The organism is Flavobacterium galactosidilyticum (genome assembly GCF_020911945.1).
GTDB classification, from domain to species: domain Bacteria; phylum Bacteroidota; class Bacteroidia; order Flavobacteriales; family Flavobacteriaceae; genus Flavobacterium; species Flavobacterium galactosidilyticum.
This window is the reverse complement of sequence record NZ_CP087135.1, coordinates 135,456-159,671: the sequence shown is the minus strand read 5'-3', so window position 1 is coordinate 159,671 and position 24,216 is coordinate 135,456. Positions and strand designations below refer to the sequence as shown.

Here is a 24,216-nt window from a genome sequence, read left to right as displayed (position 1 = left end):
GTTTTTAAATCAATACGATGAAAGAAAATATAGGATAGAGGCTCTCTTGATTTATTTTTAAAGATGTATCGATTATAAAAAAAAAGTATAGATTGTTTTATAAATTAAACAGTGTTTTGCACAAAAACTACTTTTTTTAATCAAAATTTCTCCATTGATGATTACAAATCAGACTGAAAGATTAAATTTTGCCTCTACAAAAAACATACCTCAATATCCGGATTTTCTAGATGTTCAGGTTAAATCGTTTAAAGATTTTTTTCAATTAGAAACAAAATCTGACGAAAGAGGCGACGAAGGGCTTTACAATACCTTCATGGAAAACTTCCCAATTACTGATACAAGAAATAACTTTGTATTAGAATTCCTTGATTATTTTGTAGATCCACCACGTTACACAATTCAAGAGTGTATAGAAAGAGGTCTTACGTATAGTGTGCCTTTAAAAGCAAGATTGAAACTATATTGTACAGATCCAGAACATGAGGATTTTGAAACGATTGTTCAAGATGTATATCTTGGTACAATTCCTTATATGACACCAAGTGGTACTTTTGTTATTAATGGTGCTGAACGTGTAGTTGTTTCTCAATTACATAGATCTCCAGGTGTTTTCTTTGGTCAATCATTCCATGCAAATGGAACTAAATTATATTCTGCCAGAGTAATTCCTTTTAAAGGTTCTTGGATAGAATTTTCTACAGATATAAACAGCGTAATGTATGCTTATATTGATAGAAAGAAAAAATTACCTGTAACTACTTTATTCCGTGCTATTGGTTTCGAAAGAGATAAGGATATCCTTGAGATTTTTGACCTTGCTGAGGAAATTAAAGTATCTAAAACAGGTCTTAAAAAATATATCGGTAGAAAATTAGCTGCACGTGTATTGAATACATGGCATGAGGATTTCGTAGATGAAGATACTGGTGAGGTTGTTTCTATCGAACGTAACGAAATAATCCTTGATAGAGATACTATTATCGACAAAGATAATGTGGAAGAAATCATTGATTCTAACGTTAAATCTATTTTGTTACATAAAGAAGATGCTAATCAAGGTGATTATGCCATCATTCATAATACGTTGCAAAAAGATCCAACAAACTCTGAAAAAGAAGCTGTTGAGCATATCTACAGACAACTTCGTAACGCAGAACCGCCTGATGAAGAAACTGCTCGTGGTATCATAGATAAATTATTCTTTTCTGATCAACGTTATAACTTAGGTGAAGTTGGTCGTTATAGAATTAATAAAAAATTAGGTTTAGATACTCCAATGGAAAAGCAAGTCTTGACCAAAGAAGATATCATAACTATCGTGAAATATTTGATTGAATTAATCAACTCTAAAGCAGAGATTGATGATATTGATCACTTATCAAACCGTCGTGTTAGAACAGTTGGAGAACAATTGTCTCAACAATTCGGTGTTGGTTTGGCGCGTATGGCTAGAACTATTCGTGAGAGAATGAACGTTAGAGATAACGAGGTGTTTACACCAATTGATTTGATTAATGCTAAAACATTATCATCAGTGATCAACTCTTTCTTTGGTACTAACCAGTTGTCACAGTTTATGGATCAAACGAATCCACTTGCTGAGATTACGCACAAGAGAAGATTATCTGCACTAGGACCAGGTGGACTTTCGAGAGAGAGAGCTGGATTTGAGGTACGTGACGTTCACTATACGCATTACGGACGTTTATGTCCAATTGAAACTCCAGAGGGACCAAACATTGGTTTGATTTCATCTCTTGGTGTTTATGCTAAAGTAAACGGTATGGGTTTCATTGAAACACCTTACCGTAAAGTAACTAATGGAGTGGTAGATTTAGATTCTACTCCAGTGTACTTAAGCGCAGAAGAAGAAGAAGGAATGATGATTGCTCAGGCAAATATCCAAATGGACGCTACTGGAAAAATTACTGCTGAAGATGTTATTGCACGTCAAGAAGGTGATTTCCCTGTAATCGAACCTACAAGAGTTGATTATACGGATGTAGCTCCAAATCAAATTGCTTCTATCTCAGCTTCGTTAATTCCTTTCTTAGAACATGATGATGCGAATAGAGCCTTGATGGGATCTAACATGATGCGTCAGGCCGTGCCATTAATTCGTCCTGAAGCTCCTATTGTTGGAACTGGTTTAGAGCGTCAAGTTGCTTCTGATTCTAGAGTATTGATTAATGCTGAAGGAGATGGAGTTATAGAGTATGTAGATGCAAACATCATCACTATCAAATACGATCGTACTGAGGAAGAAAGAATGGTTAGTTTTGAATCTGATGAGAAAACATACAATCTAATTAAGTTTAGAAAAACCAATCAAGGCACAAGTATCAACCTTAAACCTATCGTAAGAAAAGGGGATAGAGTGGTTCTTGGTCAAGTATTATCTGAAGGATATGCTACTCAAAATGGTGAATTGGCTTTAGGTCGTAACTTGAAAGTGGCGTTTATGCCATGGAAAGGATACAACTTTGAGGATGCAATCGTTATTTCTGAGAAAGTGGTTCGTGACGATATTTTTACCTCTATTCACGTTGATGATTATTCGTTAGAAGTGAGAGATACTAAATTAGGTAACGAAGAATTAACGAACGATATACCGAACGTTTCTGAAGAAGCTACTAAAGATTTAGATGAAAATGGTATGATTAGAATTGGTGCCGAGGTTAAACCTGGTGATATTCTTATCGGAAAAATTACTCCAAAAGGAGAATCAGATCCTACTCCAGAAGAGAAATTGCTTCGTGCAATCTTCGGGGATAAAGCAGGTGATGTAAAAGATGCTTCGTTAAAAGCATCTCCTTCTTTACATGGTGTTGTTTTAGACAAAAAATTGTTCGCAAGAGCGGTTAAAGATAAACGTAAACGTACGCAAGATAAAGATGCTTTAGGAGCACTTGAAATGGAATTCGAAACTAAATTTGTTGAATTAAAAGACAAGTTAGTAGAGAAATTGTTCGTGATTGTTAACGGAAAAACATCTCAAGGTGTAATGAATGATTTGGGTGAAGAAGTTTTACCAAAAGGTAAAAAATATACTCAAAAAATGCTTTATGCTGTTGAAGATTTTGCTCACTTAAGTAAAGGTCAATGGGTTGCTGATGATGCAACTAATAAAATGGTTAATGATTTAATTCATAACTATAAAATTAAACTGAACGATTTACAAGGTGCTTTACGTAGAGAGAAATTCACAATTACTGTTGGTGATGAGTTACCAGCTGGAATTTTGAAGTTAGCTAAAGTATATATCGCTAAAAAGCGTAAGTTAAAAGTAGGGGATAAAATGGCAGGACGTCACGGTAACAAAGGTATTGTTGCTCGTATCGTTCGTCATGAAGATATGCCTTTCCTTGAAGACGGAACGCCAGTTGATATCGTGTTGAATCCACTTGGAGTACCTTCACGTATGAACATTGGTCAAATTTATGAAACAGTATTAGGTTGGGCTGGACAAAACTTGGGTAGAAAATTTGCTACTCCAATTTTTGATGGTGCTTCACTAGACCAAATTAATGAATTGACTGACGAAGCTGGAATACCACGTTTTGGACATACACATTTATATGATGGTGGTACTGGAGAGCGTTTCCACCAAGCAGCAACAGTTGGAGTTATCTACATGTTGAAATTAGGTCACATGGTTGATGATAAGATGCACGCCCGTTCAATCGGACCGTACTCTTTAATTACGCAACAACCACTTGGAGGTAAAGCACAATTTGGAGGTCAACGTTTTGGAGAGATGGAGGTTTGGGCACTTGAAGCTTATGGAGCATCAAGTACTTTACGTGAAATCTTAACAGTTAAATCGGATGACGTAATTGGTAGAGCTAAAACTTACGAAGCAATCGTTAAGGGAGAGTCTATGCCAGAGCCAGGATTGCCAGAATCATTCAACGTATTGATGCATGAATTGAAAGGTCTTGGACTTGATATTCGTTTAGAAGAATAAATAAATTTTGCCAACTGTAGAGACGCGAGTAATCACGTCTCTACTTTGGCATTTATAGAAGTTTTTAGGATTTATACCCGTAAACCGTTCCGATTTTTTATAGAAAATACTTTTTTTTATAACTAGCGCTTCAAAAGTAGTTTGAAGTTTAGAGAAGTAACTCGAGGTAGTAGCTGAATGATTAACTCTTTTTAGTAAGAGTAGATTATAAATCTAAAATCAATTTTTAATTGCAAATAAATCAATAGTAAAAACTATGATCAATAATAGAAATAATAAAGATAAGAATCCTGTAAAAAGATTCAATAAAATTTCGATAGGATTAGCTTCGCCAGAATCTATCTTGAAAGAGTCAAGAGGAGAGGTTTTAAAGCCAGAAACTATCAACTACAGAACGCACAAACCAGAGCGTGATGGTCTTTTCTGTGAGCGTATTTTCGGTCCAGTAAAAGATTTTGAATGTGCTTGTGGTAAATATAAAAGAATTCGTTACAAAGGGATCATCTGTGACCGTTGTGGTGTTGAAGTTACTGAGAAAAAAGTACGTAGAGACAGAGTAGGACACATCAACCTTGTTGTGCCAATTGCTCATATCTGGTATTTCCGTTCTCTTCCTAATAAAATTGGTTATATTCTTGGACTTCCATCTAAGAAATTAGATATGATCATCTACTACGAAAGATATGTAGTAATTCAAGCAGGTATTGCTAAAAATGCAGAAGGTGAATCAGTACAAAGATTGGACTTCCTTACAGAGGAAGAATATTTGAATATTCTTGACACTCTTCCTGCTGACAACCAATATTTAGATGATTTTGATCCTAATAAATTTGTTGCCAAAATGGGAGCAGAGTGTATTATGGATTTATTGGCTAGAATTGATTTAGATCAATTGTCTTACCAATTGAGACATAATGCAAATAATGAAACGTCTAAACAACGTAAAACTGAAGCACTAAAAAGATTGCAAGTTGTTGAATCTTTCCGTGAGTCTAACTTGAACCGTGAGAACCGTCCAGAATGGATGATTATGAAAGTGGTACCAGTTATTCCGCCAGAATTACGTCCGCTTGTGCCACTTGATGGAGGTCGTTTTGCAACTTCAGATTTAAATGATTTATATCGTCGAGTAATCATCCGTAACAACCGTTTGAAAAGATTAATGGAGATTAAAGCTCCAGAAGTGATCTTAAGAAACGAAAAACGTATGTTGCAAGAATCTGTAGATTCACTTTTCGATAATACTCGTAAAGCATCTGCAGTAAAAACAGAATCAAACAGACCACTAAAATCGTTATCTGATTCCCTAAAAGGTAAGCAAGGACGTTTCCGTCAAAACTTACTTGGAAAACGTGTGGATTATTCTGCTCGTTCGGTAATTGTTGTTGGACCTGAATTAAAATTATCTGAATGTGGTATCCCTAAAGATATGGCAGCAGAATTATACAAACCTTTTGTTATCCGTAAATTGATAGAAAGAGGAATTGTAAAAACGGTTAAATCAGCAAAAAAAATAATAGATAAGAAAGAGCCAGTAGTTTGGGATATCCTTGAAAATGTAATTAAAGGTCACCCAATATTGCTAAACCGTGCTCCTACTTTGCACAGATTAGGTATTCAAGCATTCCAACCAAAATTAATTGAAGGAAAAGCAATCCAATTGCACCCTTTAGTTTGTACTGCATTTAATGCGGATTTTGATGGGGATCAAATGGCAGTTCACTTGCCTTTAGGACCAGAAGCTATTTTGGAAGCACAACTTTTAATGTTGGGTTCTCATAATATTCTGAATCCTGCAAATGGAGCGCCAATCACAGTACCTTCTCAGGATATGGTTTTGGGTCTATATTATATGACCAAAGAACGTTTGTCAACTCCTGAAAAGAAAATTTTAGGTGAAGGAATCACTTTCTACTCTGCTGAAGAAGTAAATATTGCTTTAAATGAAGGTAGATTAGAACTGAATGCTTCTGTTAAAATTAGAGCAAAACACTTTAATGAAGCTGGTGACTTAGTGTACCAAATCATTCAAACAACTGCTGGACGTGTATTATTTAATGAAGTAGTACCGGAAGCAGCTGGATATATCAATGATGTATTGACTAAGAAAAACCTTAGAGACATTATTGGACACGTTTTAAGTTCTACTGATGTACCTACAACTGCAGCTTTCTTGGATAATATGAAAGACATGGGTTACAAATTTGCCTTCAAAGGTGGTTTGTCATTCTCATTAGGGGATATTAGAATTCCAGATCAGAAACCAAAATTAATTGCAGACGCGAGAGAACAAGTTCAAGGTATTTCTATGAACTATAACATGGGTCTTATTACAAATAACGAACGTTACAACCAAGTTATTGATGTATGGACTTCAGCGAATGCTCAATTGACAGAATTAGCAATGAAAAACATTAGAGAAGACCAACAAGGTTTCAACTCGGTGTATATGATGCTTGATTCTGGTGCAAGGGGATCTAAAGAGCAAATTCGTCAGTTAACTGGTATGCGTGGTTTGATGGCTAAGCCTAAAAAATCGACTGCTGGTGGTGGTGAAATTATTGAAAACCCGATTCTTTCTAACTTTAAGGAAGGTCTTTCGATTCTTGAGTACTTTATCTCTACTCACGGTGCTCGTAAAGGACTTGCGGATACGGCATTGAAAACAGCAGATGCTGGTTACTTGACTCGTAGATTGCATGATGTATCTCAAGATGTTATTGTTAATATCGATGATTGTGGTACACTTAGAGGTGTTGAAGTTTCAGCATTGAAGAAAAATGAAGAAATAGTTGAGTCATTAGGAGAAAGAATATTAGGTCGTGTAGTATTACAAGATTTAGTTAATCCTTTAACTAATGAAATCTTGATTCGTTCTGGTGAGCAAATCACAGAAGTTATAATGAAAGCGATTGATGCTTCTCCTATTGAGAAAGTTGAAGTTCGTTCTCCATTGACTTGTGAAGCTACAAAAGGTATTTGTGCTAAATGTTACGGTAGAAACTTAGCTACTGGAAAAATGACACAAAGAGGAGAAGCAGTTGGTGTAATTGCAGCTCAATCTATTGGAGAACCAGGAACACAGTTAACACTTCGTACTTTCCACGTTGGAGGGGTTGCGGGAGGTATTTCTGAAGAATCTAGTATTATAGTTAAATTCGGTGGTAGACTTGAAATCGAAGATTTGAAAACGGTTAAAGGTGAAGATAGCGAAGGTAATGCAGTTGATATTGTTGTATCTCGTTCTACTGAATTAAAATTAGTTGATGAGAAAACAGGTATTTTATTGAGTACTAATAATATCCCTTACGGTTCAAGTATTTTTGTTAAAGACGGTCAGTCTGTAGCAAAAGGAGATGTAATCTGTAAATGGGATCCATATAATGGAGTTATCGTTTCTGAGTTTACTGGTAAAATTGCTTATGAAGATTTAGAGCAAGGTCAATCATTCATGGTTGAAATTGATGAGCAAACTGGTTTCCAAGAAAAAGTAATTTCTGAATCAAGAGCTAATAAATTAATCCCAACTTTATTGGTTTACGGTAAAGATGGTGAATTGATTCGTTCTTATAACTTACCAGTTGGAGCCCACTTGATGGTTGATAACGGTGAGAAAATTAAAGCAGGTAAAGTATTGGTAAAAATCCCTCGTCGTTCTTCTAAATCTGGAGATATTACAGGAGGTTTACCTAGAATTACTGAGTTATTAGAAGCTCGTAATCCTTCTAATCCAGCTGTAGTTTCTGAGATTGATGGTGTTGTTTCTTTTGGAAAAATCAAAAGAGGTAACCGTGAGGTTGTTATCGAATCTAAATTTGGAGATATTAGAAAATACTTGGTTAAATTATCAAGCCAAATTCTAGTTCAAGAAAATGACTTCGTAAGAGCTGGTGTGCCATTGTCTGATGGAGCAATTACTCCAGATGATATTTTAAGAATTCAAGGACCAGCAGCTGTTCAACAGTATTTGGTTAATGAAATTCAAGAAGTATACCGTCTACAAGGGGTAAAAATCAATGACAAACACTTTGAAGTAGTAATACGTCAAATGATGCGTAAAGTAAGAGTTCAGGATCCAGGTGATACTTTATTCTTAGAAGATCAATTAATTCATACTAAAGATTTTATCGTTCAAAATGATAAATTATACGGTATGAAAGTGGTTGAAGATGCTGGGGATTCTAGTGCGCTTAAAGAAGGACAAATAATTACGCCTCGCGAGTTGCGTGATGAAAACTCTTTATTGAAGCGTACAGATAAAAATCTTGTTGTAGCTCGTGATGTTGTTACTGCAACTGCAACACCAGTATTGCAAGGTATTACAAGAGCGTCTCTTCAAACGAAATCATTTATTTCTGCTGCATCGTTCCAAGAAACTACTAAAGTATTGAATGAAGCTGCTGTTGCAGGTAAAATCGATTACTTAGAAGGATTGAAGGAAAATGTTATTGTAGGACATAGAATCCCTGCCGGAACGGGTATGAGAGAATATGACCAAACAATAGTAGGTTCGAAAGATGATTACAATGATATGATGGCTAACAAAGAGGAATATATTTACTAAGATATGAGTAATTCTAATCCACAACAAGAGCAAATTAATATTGAGTTAGATGAAAAAACGGCTGAAGGAATTTATTCTAATTTAGCTATTATAAATCATTCCTCTTCAGAATTTGTTTTAGATTTTGTTAGTATTATGCCTGGTATTCCTAAAGCTAAGGTGAAATCAAGAATTGTCTTGACACCACAACACGCTAAAAGATTATTTAAGGCAATAGGTGAAAATATCCATCGATTTGAAGTCGCTCATGGCGAAATAAAAGACACGGAGCAAGCACCAATACCGCTTAATTTTGGTCCTGCGGGACAAGCATAATATTTTAAAAGGCTTTCACTACGGTGAAAGCCTTTTTGCTTTTAGAGCATTTTAAATGCTTCTCTTTTTATAGTGTAAAAACAGCCTTTTATTTGATTTACTAGTTTATATACTTACCGGCTCAATCTTTCTACAGTCATATTAATTCTTCTCTTCAAGTGACTATAGGCGTCTAATCCTAATAGTCACAATTTAATTTCATATTTACTTAAACTGTATTTTTAGTTGTGTTCTTTTGTAAAATAATCAATTCAGAGATCCGTAATTCGACTAGAATTATAAATTCATCCTTTAATCGAGTATTCGGGTGATTTATCGGAATTATTTTCTGCAACCTTGCAATTGATATACTTTCGCACTCGAAATAGAATTGCGATTAGCAGCTCTAATAAAAATCTAAATTAGTATGAAGTCTATTGCTTCCATAGCGAATAACAATATTTTATTTAAAGGCTTATTCTTGCTTGCTTTTCTATTGTTGTCAAGTACAGCTGTTGTAGCTCAAACTGCAAATAGTGTAGTTATTGAAACTGCAGTTGAAGCAACTCCTGAGAGTAAAGTGCAAAATGTTAGTGCCTTTTCATCTGCATCAAATACTATGAACTTTGTTTTATGGTTTATGGGATCTAAACAAGATCCAAAAACCACTATTTCTACAGAAGGTGTCAATACAAAAAAACAAGTGATTACTTCGGGAACAGCGCCAAATCGTTTGTTGATCAAGGCTTTTTTGAAGAAAGCAGTTGAATTAGATAGTATGCTTGCCTAATTGAACTAGTTTTAAAATAAAAAAAAACGCTAATTTTTAGAAATTAGCGTTTTTTTTATGTCTAAGATTTAGCATTAAACTAATGCTGTTTTATTCGAATTCTGAAGTAAAGAATAACTTAACATTTGGGTATTTGTTTTGAGTCATCTGTATCGTAAAATCAGAATCAGCAAGGAATACTAGTTGTCCATATTTATCATGTGCCAAATATTTCTGTTTGATACGTCTGAATTCTTTAAACTCATCACTTTTAGAATCGTTTGGTTTTACCCAACACGCTTTGTGAACGGGGAAGTTTTCATACGTACATTTAGCGCCGTATTCATGCTCTAATCGGTATTGAATAACCTCATATTGTAGCGCACCTACAGTTCCAATGATTTTTCTGTTGTTCATTTCTAACGTGAATAACTGTGCAACACCTTCGTCCATCAGCTGGTCAACACCTTTATCCAATTGTTTTGCTTTCATTGGATCAGCATTATTAATGTATCTGAAATGTTCTGGTGAAAAGCTTGGAATTCCTTTAAAACTCATGATTTCCCCTTCGGTTAACGTATCCCCAATCTTGAAATTTCCAGTATCGTGTAAACCTACAATATCACCAGGATAAGAGATGTCTACGATTTCTTTCTTTTCAGCAAAAAAAGCATTTGGACTAGAGAATTTTAAATTTTTCTTCTGGCGTACGTGATAATACGGTTTGTTTCTTTCAAAGGTTCCAGAAACAATTTTTATAAAAGCCAATCGGTCTCTGTGTTTTGGATCCATATTAGCATGGATTTTAAAAACAAAACCTGTCATTTTTTCTTCTTTTGGATCAACCAATCTTGTTTCTGAATCTTTTGGTCTTGGTGAAGGAGCAATTTGTATAAAACAATCTAATAATTCTCTTACTCCAAAATTATTTAAAGCAGAACCAAAAAATACAGGCTGTAACTTTCCGTCTAGATATTCTTGACGATCAAATTTTGGATATACTTCGTCAATTAATCCTATTTCTTCTCTAAGTGTATCAGCTGGCTTTTGACCAATAATTTTTTCTAATTCCGGACTTTGTACATCTGAAAAAGCAATTGTTTCTTCAATATTTTTTCTACTATCGCCACTAAATAGGTTGATATTTTGCTCCCAAAGATTGTAAATACCTTGAAAATCATAACCCATTCCTATAGGAAAACTCAAAGGTGTTACTCGTAAACCCAATTTTTGTTCCACTTCGTCCATTAAGTCAAAAGCGTCTTTACCCTCTCTGTCTAATTTGTTGATGAATACAATAATCGGAATTTTACGCATTCTACAAACAGCAACTAATTTTTCTGTTTGCTCTTCGACACCTTTGGCAACGTCAATTACAACAATAACACTGTCAACTGCCGTTAGTGTTCTAAAGGTATCTTCGGCAAAATCCTTATGTCCTGGAGTATCTAGAATGTTTATTTTTTTGTCTTTATAATTGAAGGCTAATACAGAGGTGGAAACTGAAATACCTCTTTGGCGTTCAATTTCCATAAAGTCACTCGTAGCACCTTTCTTTATTTTATTATTCTTTACAGCACCTGCTTCTTGAATAGCACCACCAAAAAGTAGTAGTTTTTCAGTAAGTGTTGTTTTTCCTGCATCAGGATGTGAGATAATCCCGAAAGTTCTTCTGCGTTGTATTTCTTCTAAAAAGCCCATATTTATATAAATAGGGTGCAAAAGTACTATTTAAAAATGCCAATTGAAAAAATACTATCTTTTAATTGAAAATGTAAATAACGAAATTCATTTTTTTGCTTTTTAGAGAAGTTTAGTAAACGAATGGAAAGGTTGAGATTGGTTGTGTTTTACTAGTTTAACTTAAAGTTAGATTGTCTTTCTATTACAGTAAATCATATTCAAACTAGCAAAAATAAGGTGCAATATAATTTTTTGTTAATAGTACTACGGAAACTTGTATTGTAGTATTGAATTACTATTTTTGTTCGTTTTAAATTTAAAAGAGACGAAGGAATTGTATTGTTTAATTCACTTCATTATCTTGGGTGTTAAAAGTGTATATTTGCCAATAAATTGGCCTTACAGCTTAATTTAGAACTATACAAATACGATTTTTACATTTATAATTAAATTATACCAATGCCAATAAACAAAATACCAATGAAATTCAATGTTAATAGATTTTCACTTATTTTCTTATTTTTAATTTTCACAAGTTTTATCACTAGTGCTCAAGAAATTATTAAAGATTCTGTTGTAAGTACTCCCGTTGCAAAGAAACAATCTACTACGGGTAAGCTAAAAATTGATGGTGTAATTGCTACAGTAGGTGACTATATTATTTTAGATTCAGACATTGATAAGTCATTTCTTGAAATTTCTGCACAAGGAGGTTCTGTGAAGGATATTACTAGATGTCAGATGCTAGGAAAATTATTAGAAGATAAATTATATGCTCATCAAGCGGTTCAAGATAGTATTGTTGTCACTGATGCTGAGGTTAAGGGAATGATGGAAGACCGTTTGCAATACATGGTAGAGCAAATTGGTTCTATGGAAAAAGTAATTCAGTATTACAAAAAAGACTCAGAAGAAGAGTTTAGAAGTTATTTTTCAGATATTTTGAAAGAAGGAAAATTAACTTCTGAAATGCAGAAAAAAATCGTTGATGCGGTCGAAATAACTCCTGAGGAAGTTCGTAATTATTTTAAAACAATTCCTAAAAGTGATTTACCATTTTTTGGTGTAGAATTAGAAGTTGCGCAAATTGTTGTCACTCCAAAAGTTTCAGCAGATGATAAGCAAAAAGTTATTGATAGATTAAATGGTTTCAAAAAAGAAATAGAAGAGGGTTCTAGTTTCTCGACAAAAGCGGTTTTGTATTCGCAAGATCCTGGATCAAGAGCTAATGGTGGATTTTACAAAATGAATCGCAAAACACCATTTGTAAAAGAATTTAAAGATGTTGCTTTTAGCTTAGCGGAAGGTGAGATATCTGCACCATTTGAAACTGATTTTGGTTTTCACATTATTTATGTTGAAAAAATAAAAGGAAAAGATGTAGAATTACGTCATATATTATTGACTCCTACAGTTACTGAAGCCGCTCTAACTGAAGCAAAAGATAAAATTACTTTGATTAAGAAAAGAATTGAAGATAAAGAAATCACTTTTGCAGAAGCAGCCAGAACATTGTCTGATGAAAAAGAAACAAGAGCGAATGGCGGTGCGTTAATTAATCCAAAAACCCAAGATACGCGTTTTGAATTGACTAAAATGGATCCTGCTTTTTATAGTCAAGTTTCTAATTTGAAAACAAATCAAATTTCAGCTCCAATTCTAGATCAAGGAGAAGAAGGTAAAAAGAAATTCAAATTGATTACTGTTACTAATAGAATTGATGAACATGCTGCTGATTATGCAAAAGATTACATCAAAATAAAAGATTTAGCTTTGAAAAGTAAACAAATCACTGCTATCGGAAAATGGTTTGATGAAAAAATTAAAGAAACTTATATAAAAATTATTGGTGAATATAGAGATTGTGATTTCACTAATAATTGGCTTAAGAAATAGTTTATTTTTTAGCACTTTAGTTGTAGATTAGTGTAGAATAATTTTCGTTAGATAAAGAAAAAGAGTTAGTTTTATGAATTCATAAAGCTAACTCTTTTTAATTTCAAATACTTTATACATGTCAGACGTAGTAGCAATTCAGAACTTAGTCCAGAAGAGAAACGACTTAAAAAACGAAATCGCGAAAATCATTGTAGGACAAGATGCTGTAGTAGATCAAATTTTACTTTGTATTTTCTCAGGTGGTCACGCTTTGTTAGTTGGAGTTCCTGGGTTAGCCAAGACATTAATGGTGAATACGCTAGCTCAAGCATTGGGTTTGGATTTTAAAAGAATTCAGTTTACGCCAGATTTAATGCCTTCGGATATTCTAGGAAGTGAAATTTTAGATGAAAGTCGGAATTTTAAATTTATAAAAGGACCAATTTTTTCTAATATTGTTTTGGCTGACGAAATTAATAGAACGCCACCTAAAACTCAAGCGGCTTTGCTTGAAGCGATGCAGGAACGTTCTGTTACTAGTGCAGGCGTAAATTATAAGTTAAATTTGCCTTACTTTGTTTTAGCTACTCAAAATCCTATAGAACAGGAGGGAACCTATCCTTTACCTGAAGCGCAATTAGACCGATTTATGTTTGCTATAAAGTTAGAATATCCTTCTTTCGAGGAGGAAGTTCAAGTAGTAAAACGAACTACATCAGATACAAAAACTACTGTAAGTCCGTTGTTTACGGCGCAAGAAATCATTGATTTCCAACACTTAATTCGTAGGATTCCTGTTGCGGATAATGTGATTGAATATGCTGTTTCGCTGGTAAGTAAAACGCGGCCCGATAATCCATTGTCTAACGAATTTGTTAAAAATTATTTAGATTGGGGTGCAGGACCACGAGCGTCACAAAATTTAATTTTGGCGGCAAAGGCCAATGCTGCTTTTAGCGGAAAATTCTCTCCCGATATTGAAGATGTAAAAGCAGTTGCGACTGGAATTTTGCGTCATCGAATTATTAAAAATTACAAAGCCGATGCAGAAGGAATTACAGAGGAAATGATCATTGCTAAATTGATTTAATTTCGACAGAATTCCGGTCAAAGAAAACGATATAGTTATGCTTTTTTTAGATTTTCCAGTGATGTTTTATATTAAAAATGTCACAGATTAAGTCTAAAATTGTCAATTAATTAAAATCATATTAATATTTTAGGTTTTTCTCAATAATACATTAAGAAAACTAATTATTTGTAATAATAAGTTTTAGAATAACGAGTTTTATTAAATTCTTTCTAATATCACCTGAAATAACTAAATTTGTATCACAAATAAAAATCACCTATATATTCTGGCTTTTTATTTTGAGTTTATCAAAATAAAAAGCCTTTAACATTGAAAATACTGCTAATATGAACATTTACAACGATTATCTAAAAGAAATCGAGGAAAGAAAAGCGCAAGGGCTTCATCCGAAGCCAATTGATGGTGCTGAATTGTTAAGCACGATCATAACACAAATTAAAGATGTAGATAATGCCAATAGAGAAGATTCTCTTAAGTTTTTTATTTATAACGTTGTTCCAGGGACTACGCCTGCTGCAGGAGTAAAAGCAAGCTTCTTGAAGGAAATTATTTTGGGAGATTCTGCGGTTAAAGAAATCACTCCAGTTTTTGCTTTTGAATTATTATCTCACATGAAAGGTGGTCCTTCAATTGAGGTTTTGCTAGATTTAGCTTTAGGAAATGATACTGCTATTGCAAATGATGCTGCGGAAGTTCTTAAAACACAATTCTTCTTGTATGAAGCAGATACGAATCGTTTAGAAGTAGCTTTCAAGAAAGGAAACACAGTTGCTGTAGCAATTCTAGAAAGTTATGCTAAGGCTGAGTTTTTTACTAAACTTCCAGAAGTTGTAGAAGAAATTAAAGTAGTTACCTATGTAGCTGGTGAAGGAGATATTTCAACAGATTTATTGTCTCCAGGGAACCAAGCGCACTCTCGTTCAGATCGTGAACTTCACGGGAAATGTTTAATTTCTCCTGAAGCACAAGCTGAAATTGAGGTTTTAAAAGCACAACATCCTGATAAGAGCGTGATGTTAATTGCTGAAAAAGGAACAATGGGTGTGGGTTCGTCAAGGATGTCTGGTGTAAACAATGTCGCGCTTTGGACTGGAAAACAAGCAAGCCCTTATGTTCCGTTTATTAATATTGCTCCAATTGTAGCTGGAACAAATGGTATATCTCCAATTTTTCTTACTACGGTTGATGTAACTGGTGGTATAGGTCTTGACCTTAAAAACTGGGTTAAAAAAATAGACGAAAATGGTAATCCTATCCGTAATGAAAATGGGGAGCCTATATTAGAGCAATCGTATTCTGTTGCGACAGGAACCGTACTTACTATTAATACAAAAACAAAGAAATTATATAATGGTAACCATGAGCTAATTGATATTTCTAAGGCATTTACACCTCAGAAAATGGAATTTATAAAAGCTGGTGGTTCGTATGCGATTGTCTTCGGGAAAAAATTACAAACTTTTGCTTCTAAGGTTTTAGGTATTGCTATTGCTCCAGTATTTGCTCCATCAAAAGAAGTTTCTATAGACGGTCAAGGACTTACAGCGGTTGAAAAAATCTTCAATAAAAATGCGGTTGGGAATACTCCAGGTAAAGTTTTACACGCTGGTTCTGATGTTCGTGTAACAGTAAATATTGTTGGTTCGCAAGACACAACGGGATTGATGACTTCTCAGGAATTAGAGTCAATGGCTGCAACTGTAATTTCTCCAATCGTTGATGGTGCTTATCAATCAGGTTGTCATACTGCTTCGGTTTGGGATAATAAATCGAAAGCAAACATTCCTAGATTGATGAAATTTATGAATGACTTTGGCTTAATTACGGCTCGTGATCCTAAAGGAGAATATCCTGCAATGACCGATGTAATTCACAAAGTTTTGAATGATATTACTGTAGATGAGTGGGCAATCATTATTGGTGGTGACTCTCATACAAGAATGTCCAAAGGGGTTGCTTTTGGTGCAGATTCGGGAACAGTTGCTTTGGCACTTGCTACTGGTGAAGCGTCAATGCCTATTCCGGAATCAGTGAAAGTGACGTTCAAAGGCGAGATGAAAAACTACATGGATTTCCGTGATGTTGTTCATGCTACTCAATCTCAAATGCTTAAAACTTTTGGTGGAGAGAATGTTTTCCAAGGTAGAATTATCGAGGTTCACTTAGGCACGCTTACTGCTGATCAGGCGTTTACCTTTACGGACTGGACTGCAGAGATGAAAGCGAAAGCTTCTATTTGTATTTCAGAAGATGATACTTTAATTCAATCACTTGCAATTGCAAAAGGTAGAATTCAGATCATGATCGACAAAGGAATGGATAATGAAAAACAAGTTCTTCAAGGATTAATTGACATCGCTAATAATAGAATCGAGGAAATAAAATCAGGTGCAAAACCTGCTTTAGTTCCAGATGCTACTGCTAAGTATTATGCTGAAGTAATCATTGATTTAGATATAGTTGATGAACCAATGATTGCAGATCCAGATGTGAATAATGCTGATGTTTCTAAAAGATATACACACGATACCATTAGACCGTTGTCTTTTTATGGTGGAGTTAAAAAAGTAGATCTTGGATTTGTTGGTTCTTGTATGGTTCACAAAGGGGACATGAAGATTCTTGCTCAAATGCTTAAGAATATTGACGAACAATATGGTAAGGTTGAGTTTAAAGCACCATTAGTAGTGGCGCCTCCAACTTATAACATTGTAGATGAATTAAAAGCAGAAGGGGATTGGGATATTTTACAGAAATATTCTGGTTTTGAGTTTGATGATAATGCTCCGAAAGGGATTGCACGTACATCATACGAAAAGATGCTATATTTAGAGCGTCCTGGTTGTAATCTTTGTATGGGTAACCAAGAAAAAGCAGAAAAAGGAGATACTGTAATGGCAACTTCTACGCGACTTTTCCAAGGTAGAGTGGTTGAAGATGCTGACGGTAAAAAGGGAGAATCTTTGCTTTCGTCAACACCTGTGGTTGTATTATCTACTATTTTAGGAAGAACGCCTAATATTGAGGAATATAAAGCTGCTGTAAAAGGTATTAATCTTACTCAATTTGCACCATCTCATCGATTGTTGGTTAAATAAGACGCCATAAATTATTTTTTATAGGAAAGCCTGAGTTTGACTCAGGCTTTTTTTTATACTTATAATGTGTTTAAAATGTAATGTAAATGCTATTTAAATAAGGTGCAATAATATGGTGAAAATGAAAATTTTATAAAATTAATAAGATCATATATGCTGAGTTTATATTGCGCTAACCTTCTGATTGAAGTAAAAAAAACTACGTTCATTTTCCTCATTTTTATTAATCAATAGTTTAACTTTTTGTTTAGAAACATTGCAACTCTTAATTTTTGTGCGCTCTAGTATTTTTTGTAACTTGTAATGTTTAAAATTTAATAACATTTATACCTATATACTATGGCTTTTGATATTGAAATGATTAAAAAAGTGTATTCTAACATGACAAGTCGTGTTGATGCAGCACGCAAAATAGTTGGACGACCACTTACTTTAACGGAGAAAATTCTTTACAACCATCTTTGGGAAGGAAAGCCTACGCAAGCTTTTACTAGAGGTGCTGATTATGTTGACTTTGCGCCTGATAGAGTGGCTTGTCAAGATGCAACTGCTCAAATGGCACTGTTGCAATTTATGCATGCTGGTAAACCTAAAGTTACGGTACCTACAACCGTGCATTGCGATCACTTGATCCAAGCAAAAGTAGGTGCAGAGAAAGATTTGGCTCGAGCCAAAACACAAAGCAATGAGGTTTTCGATTTCTTGTCTTCAGTATCAAATAAGTACGGTATTGGTTTTTGGAAACCAGGAGCTGGAATTATTCACCAAGTAGTTCTTGAAAATTATGCATTTCCAGGAGGAATGATGATTGGAACGGATTCACATACGGTGAATGCAGGTGGTTTAGGAATGGTAGCTATTGGTGTTGGTGGTGCTGATGCAGTAGATGTCATGTCAGGTATGGCATGGGAATTAAAATTTCCTAAATTAATTGGAGTTAAGCTAATAGGAAAACTTTCTGGGTGGACCGCACCAAAAGACGTGATTCTTAAAGTAGCAGGAATTCTTACTGTAAAAGGAGGAACTGGCGCTATCGTTGAATATTTTGGCGAAGGCGCTACTGCAATGTCATGTACTGGTAAAGGAACAATTTGTAATATGGGTGCAGAGATTGGAGCTACCACTTCAACTTTTGGGTATGATGCTTCAATGGGTCGTTATTTACGTGCGACTAATAGAGCTGATGTCGCTGATGCTGCTGATGAAATTGCCCCATATTTAACTGGTGATGCAGAAGTGTATGCTGAACCAGAGAAATATTTTGATCAAGTAATCGAAATTAATTTATCTGAATTGGAGCCTCATTTAAATGGACCATTTACTCCTGATTTAGCCACTCCAATTTCTAAAATGAAAGAAGAAGCCATTAAAAACGATTGGCCAATGCAAATTCAAGTGGGTTTAATTGGTTCTTGCACAAACTCTTCTTACGAAGATATTTCGCGTGCGGCTTCACTAGCGCGACAAGTTGCAAATAAAAAGTTAAAAACAAAAGCGCAGTTTACCATAAATCCCGGTTCTGAAACTATTCGTTACACCATTGAGCGTGACGGATTTATTGACACTTTCGAGAAAATTGGTGCTACAGTTTTTGCTAATGCTTGCGGACCGTGCATCGGAATGTGGGATAGAGAAGGAGCAGAGAAAGAGGAAAGAAATACAATCGTTCACTCTTTTAACCGTAACTTTTCAAAAAGAGCCGATGGTAATCCAAATACATTAGCTTTTGTGGGTTCACCAGAATTGGTTACCGCTATGGCGATTGCAGGAGATTTAGGTTTTAATCCGTTGACTGATACTTTAATTAATGAGGATGGAGAGGAAGTACGTTTAGAAGAGCCAACCGGAGATGAATTACCACCTAACGGATTTGATGTTGTTGATCCTGGTTTTCAAGCTCCCGCGCATGACGGCTCCAGTGTTGAAATAATTGTAAGTGAAACTTCTGAAAGACTGCAATTATTAGCTCCATTTGCACCTTGGGATGGAAAAAATATCACGGGCGCAAAATTGCTTATAAAAGCTTTTGGAAAATGTACAACAGATCATATTTCGATGGCAGGACCGTGGTTGCGTTTCCGTGGGCATCTGGACAATATCTCTAATAATATGCTCATTGGCGCGATCAACGCGTTCAACCAAAAACCAAATTCTGTCAAAAATCAATTAACAGGTATTTATGACGCTGTTCCCGCTGTAGCACGCGCTTACAAAGCGGCAGATGTTCCTTCAATTGTAGTGGGAGATCACAATTATGGTGAAGGTTCTTCTCGTGAACATGCAGCTATGGAACCTCGTTTTCTTGGTGTAAAAGGGGTTTTGGTCAAATCATTTGCTCGTATCCATGAAACAAATTTGAAAAAACAAGGGATGTTAGGATTGACTTTTGCTTCCGAATCAGATTATGATAAAATTCAAGAAGATGATACCATCAATTTCTTAGATTTAACAGAATTTGCTCCGGGGAAACAGTTAACACTCGAATTCGTTCATGCTGATGGAAGTTCAGATGTTATTATGACAAACCATACCTATAATGAAGGGCAAATTGGTTGGTTCGTTGCGGGTTCAGCTTTAAATTTAATTGCTGCCGAAGCATAATAAAGTTTGCGGGTTTATTTTACGAGACTCGATAAAATAGAAAGTGCTTAGAAATTAGAAACAGTATTCAAAAACTGTTTCTAATTTCTAAGCACTTTTTTTGTTCACTTTGTTTTAGAAGCTTATCCTGCTGTCCGTTGCAAGCTTTTTCGTGTAATTGCTTTTTTCCTGATTAAAAGGAGCTTCCTCTTGTCGCTCTTTTTAATCAGGAAAAAATGCAATTCCACTTCAAAAGGCTTTCCACTTTCATCAGGGCTAGGATTCGCAGTTTTATTGAAAATCCTTAAATAGAAGCTTGTTCTCAGAATTTGATTAATAAAAAACCAAGTTTAATTTCGAATTAAATAAAATATTCAAATCGGCAATTTGTAAAAAAGGATTGTCTTATGAAGTAATAACAGCGATTTAATTTTGTTTCTAAAACATAATTAAAAGTCGAAAAAGCAGTTATTATATAAGAATTTTAAAAAGTTTTGAAGTAAAAGAGTCGTTTTTTTGATTAATTGTTTTAAATTAGCCTTTTTGCATTATTATGATTTTTTTAAGGTATAAAAGCGGACATTTTTTTGTTTTTTAATCTTAACGTCAAATATGCAAAAACTGTTTCCTACATATCTTTGAGGAGCACATGGTGTCGAAATTTAATAATTATATCCCGAAATCATCAGTAATAATACCATGGGGTAAGTAATTTGAAATAAATGAATATGAGTCTAAGAGTAATTGTCACAATAGTTTTTTTGAATAGCATGTTCCTTTTTGCACAGGAAAAAAATATAAAGCATACTATTATAAAAGGGGAAACCATTTCGAGTATTGCTACCAAGTATGATGTTAAGCAAAGCGAAATTTTTAAATTAAATCCTAGTGCCAAAAAACTTTTAAAACTTAATTCTGTTTTATTAATCCCTGTCTCAGCTTTACAAAAGTCAAATAACAAATCAGCAACTACTCCTGTAGTACAAAATATTCCCGCTTCAGAACATGAAGTACTAGCTAAAGAAACACTTTACGGAATCGCAAGGCAATACGGAATTTCAGTTAATGAATTAAGTCAATTGAATCCAATTTTAGCCTCTACAGATTTAAAGATTGGACAAAAAATAAATGTTCCTGCTGCGGCAATCAAAAGTGAAATCGCAGTTGTTACAACCACAAAAACGACCCCACAAAAACAAGAAATAATTCGAACTGCTGTTGAAAGTCCCACAACATTTGTTTGGGAAGTTCAACCAAAAGAAACTAAATATTCAATTACAAAAAAATACGGAATAACGATTAAGGAATTTGACAAAGTAAATCCTGAATTAGGTGTTAAGTCTCTTAGAGTAGGTCAGAAAATCAATATTCCAGGAAATCCTCAGCCAATTGCTGAAACAGTAGTTGCAGCAGAGGAAAAGAAAGAATTATCTAAAATAGAAGAGAAGTTAGCTGTAGCTAAAGTTGATTTACCACAAAAGGAAAATAATACAGTTGCTGCAAATACAGTAATCGAAAACAATTCCATTTCAACTATTGTTAGAGAGGTATTGCCAAAAGAAACAAAATACGCGATTGCTAAGCAATACGGGATTACAGTGCAAGAATTAGAAAAGCAAAATCCGGAGATTAAAAGAAAACTTCTTGTTGGTCATAAACTGACTATTAGCGGTCCAAATTTACCTGCCGAAGAATCAAAAATTGCTGTTTCGGGTAACAGTTCTAATAGCGAAATTCTAAATTCTAAAATTGATTTTAATAATCGTTCTGTACAATCGTTTCATAATACTGCTTTTCTAGATCAGTTGATAGAGGAAGCTTCAGAAAATATAGGCACAAGATATAGAACTGGCGGTACTTCAAAATCAGGATTTGATTGCTCAGGATTGATGCTAACTACGTATGGTGCATTTGATATCAAATTACCAAGGACTTCACGTGAACAATCAAGTATTGGTACCAAAATAAGTACTGAGGAAGCGCAAAAAGGAGATTTAATTTTCTTTAAAACTAATGGTAGAAGCCAAATCAATCATGTAGGAATGGTAGTTGAGGTAAACGAGGGAGAAATTAAATTCATCCACTCATCAGTAAGTAATGGAGTAATTATCTCTTCAACTAAAGAAAGATATTACCAGAAAAATTTTAGTCAAATCAATAGAGTATTACAGTAGATTTGTAAAACATGTTTTTATAAAAAACGCTTCAAATTACCTGAAGCGTTTTTTTTTAATTTTTTAAACTATTATTTCACCTTGATTACCACTAATTAGATTGGTGCCGGTCACTACAGATACTCCCATTTTGAGAAAGTTGATCATCTGATTCCCATCTGTGTCCCAAAAATAAGCACTTTTAGGAGCTACTTTAATTAGAGCAATATTTGGGTCGTCCTTACCGTCTTTAAACCATATACCCACTATAGGGTTCCATAACTCATCAATTTTTTGTTGATCTATAACAATTGATGCTTCGCCATTCACAACCATATAGCTGCCTTTACCTGGATGTGCAAAAAATAAATGAACTTTCGGATCTTGTTCTATTTCTTTATTTTTATCGCTATTCTTCTGATCGAAAAACCAAATGTTTCCTTGGTCGCAGACATGAACGGCACTCATTGGTCTAGTTGTTGATCCATCATTGTTTTCTATGTTGGTACAAAAAAGGCACATAGTTATATCTTTAACTAAGCTCTTTAATTTGTCTATTCCTTCTATCATATATTTATTTTCTTTATCGCTCATGATATTTATTTTTAAATAATTAATAATTACTCTTTAGTATTTTACAAAGTTGGTTAACTAAAGTGCATATTGTGTTACAGAATTTGAAATAAAAGTTTCAGATTTTCAGTGCTTTAACTTCATACAGTGTAATATAAAGAATATGTACTCTTTTTTTTATTTCTGCCATTAATTTTTTGTTAATTGTTAATATCACGTCAAATTAATATTTTAGTTTTGAGCAACTAATTAAAACATAACTCCATGAGAAAAGTACTTTTTATCGCATTAGCATTTATAAGTGCTGCAAATGCGATAGGGCAAAGCAAAACTGCTTTAAATTTTAAGGCTGAAATTGCCAACAGAAATACAGATACGATCAGTTTTCTAGATAGAAATAATGGTAAGCAAATCAAGAAGATTGCCGTGGACAAAAATGGTATTTTTAAGGATTCCTTTGAAGTTGCAGAAGGATTTTACATGTTATTTGATGGAAAGGAATACACTCAATTGTTTCTTAAAAATGGATACGACCTAAACCTTAAAATGGATGCTAAAAATTTCGACGAATCAATAGTATACACTGGCAAAGGATCTTTAGAGAATAATATGCTTGCGAAGAACAGCGTTGAAGAAGCAAAATATGATTATGACTCTCTATTGGCATCAAGCCAAGAGGTTTTTACCGCTCGCGTCAACGAAAAAAAGGCCGCTGATCTATTGGCTTTAGAAAACAAAAAATTAGATCCTAATTTTATTGAATTACAAAAAAAGAGCATCGATAGATCAATAGCTGGTTTAAGCAAGTATCATCAAGAAGCTTTGATGACAAAAAAAATGAATGGTACGCCGTCTCCAACTTTTGACTATGACAATTACAAGGGAGGAAAGACTAAACTAGAAGATTTTAGAGGTAAATATGTTTACATTGATGTGTGGGCTACTTGGTGTGCTCCTTGTCGTGCAGAAATTCCTTTTCTAAAAAAATTAGAAGAGAAATACCATCAAAAAAATATTGTTTTCGTTAGTCTTTCTATTGATCAAGTAAAAGATGTTGAAAAATGGAGAAAGTTAATTAAAGATAAAGAACTAGGTGGTGTTCAGGTTTTCGCTGACAAAGATTGGAATTCTCAATTTGTAAAGGATTATAATATTACAGGAATTCCGAGATTTATCTTGATTGATCCAAATGGAAATATTGTTAAAGCTGATGCTCCAAGACCTTCAAGCCCAACAATTGAAGCTGAGTTTGACGCATTACTTAACTAATATTATCGTTTAATATATTAATAATTTTAGAATTAAATCAAAAGATAATGAGTAAAACAAAATTGACAATTAACCGAAATGGTTCTATAAAAATCGAAGGTGATTTTGAAATAACAGATAGCCAGGGAAATGTATTCGGTTTAGGAGGCAGAACTGCTTTAGGACTTTGTCGTTGTGGAGAATCAAAGAATAAGCCTTTCTGTGATGGTTCGCACCGTAATAATTTTGAGCATGAGTGTGAAGCATTTGATTTGCCTCCAATGAAAACGAATTAAGAAAGTATGTTTTCTTG

Annotated in this window: 13 protein-coding genes; 11 read left to right on the top strand and 2 right to left on the bottom strand. The window is 34.2% G+C overall.

Annotated elements, in window-relative coordinates:
* The first annotated feature begins 157 nt into the window (after window positions 1–157).
* From rpoB to LNP27_RS00575, 4 genes are all read left to right on the top strand, one after another.
* Window positions 158–3,970 (top strand): DNA-directed RNA polymerase subunit beta, encoded by a 3,813-nt coding sequence (gene rpoB / locus LNP27_RS00590; RefSeq protein WP_229942621.1) that lies wholly within the window; start codon window positions 158–160, stop codon window positions 3,968–3,970.
* Between the two features lie 256 nt (window positions 3,971–4,226).
* Entirely contained in the window at window positions 4,227–8,534 is a 4,308-nt protein-coding gene (rpoC, locus tag LNP27_RS00585; protein ID WP_229942619.1) for a DNA-directed RNA polymerase subunit beta', read from the top strand.
* Window positions 8,535–8,537: 3 nt separating this feature from the next.
* Window positions 8,538–8,849 carry a DUF3467 domain-containing protein gene (locus tag LNP27_RS00580; RefSeq protein WP_229942618.1) on the top strand — a complete coding sequence of 104 codons (312 nt, stop codon included), beginning with the start codon at window positions 8,538–8,540 and terminating at the stop codon, window positions 8,847–8,849.
* Between the two features lie 406 nt (window positions 8,850–9,255).
* A complete protein-coding gene (locus tag LNP27_RS00575) occupies window positions 9,256–9,618 on the top strand; it encodes a hypothetical protein (RefSeq protein ID WP_229942617.1) in 363 nt (120 codons plus the stop codon).
* 90 nt (window positions 9,619–9,708) lie between these two features.
* Here the strand turns inward: LNP27_RS00575 and LNP27_RS00570 are convergent, their stop codons facing one another.
* The gene (locus LNP27_RS00570) at window positions 9,709–11,298 is read right to left on the bottom strand and encodes a peptide chain release factor 3 (protein WP_229942616.1); all 1,590 of its coding nucleotides are present in this window, start codon (window positions 11,296–11,298) and stop codon (window positions 9,709–9,711) included.
* Between the two features lie 441 nt (window positions 11,299–11,739).
* Between LNP27_RS00570 and LNP27_RS00565 the strand changes: the two genes are divergently transcribed.
* From LNP27_RS00565 to LNP27_RS00545, 5 genes are all read left to right on the top strand, one after another.
* Window positions 11,740–13,176 carry a peptidylprolyl isomerase gene (locus LNP27_RS00565; protein WP_229942615.1) on the top strand — a complete coding sequence of 479 codons (1,437 nt, stop codon included), beginning with the start codon at window positions 11,740–11,742 and terminating at the stop codon, window positions 13,174–13,176.
* A gap of 118 nt (window positions 13,177–13,294) precedes the next feature.
* Entirely contained in the window at window positions 13,295–14,248 is a 954-nt protein-coding gene (locus LNP27_RS00560) for an AAA family ATPase (protein ID WP_229942614.1), read from the top strand.
* A 329-nt stretch (window positions 14,249–14,577) separates the two neighbouring features.
* Window positions 14,578–17,349, top strand: a complete 2,772-nt coding sequence (locus LNP27_RS00555) for a bifunctional aconitate hydratase 2/2-methylisocitrate dehydratase (RefSeq protein ID WP_229942612.1) — start codon at window positions 14,578–14,580, stop codon at window positions 17,347–17,349.
* Window positions 17,350–17,688: 339 nt separating this feature from the next.
* Window positions 17,689–19,950, top strand: a complete 2,262-nt coding sequence (locus LNP27_RS00550; protein WP_229942610.1) for an aconitate hydratase — start codon at window positions 17,689–17,691, stop codon at window positions 19,948–19,950.
* Between the two features lie 707 nt (window positions 19,951–20,657).
* Window positions 20,658–22,103 carry a peptidoglycan endopeptidase gene (locus LNP27_RS00545; protein WP_229942609.1) on the top strand — a complete coding sequence of 482 codons (1,446 nt, stop codon included), beginning with the start codon at window positions 20,658–20,660 and terminating at the stop codon, window positions 22,101–22,103.
* A gap of 63 nt (window positions 22,104–22,166) precedes the next feature.
* Here LNP27_RS00545 and LNP27_RS00540 read toward each other — a convergent pair whose 3' ends face one another.
* Entirely contained in the window at window positions 22,167–22,676 is a 510-nt protein-coding gene (locus LNP27_RS00540) for a pyridoxamine 5'-phosphate oxidase family protein (RefSeq protein ID WP_229942608.1), read from the bottom strand.
* Window positions 22,677–22,919: 243 nt separating this feature from the next.
* Here LNP27_RS00540 and LNP27_RS00535 point away from each other — a divergent pair, with 243 nt between their 5' ends.
* A complete protein-coding gene (locus tag LNP27_RS00535) occupies window positions 22,920–23,924 on the top strand; it encodes a TlpA family protein disulfide reductase (protein ID WP_229942607.1) in 1,005 nt (334 codons plus the stop codon).
* Window positions 23,925–23,971: 47 nt separating this feature from the next.
* Window positions 23,972–24,199, top strand: a complete 228-nt coding sequence (locus LNP27_RS00530; RefSeq protein ID WP_229942605.1) for a CDGSH iron-sulfur domain-containing protein — start codon at window positions 23,972–23,974, stop codon at window positions 24,197–24,199.
* Window positions 24,200–24,216 lie beyond the last annotated feature (17 nt).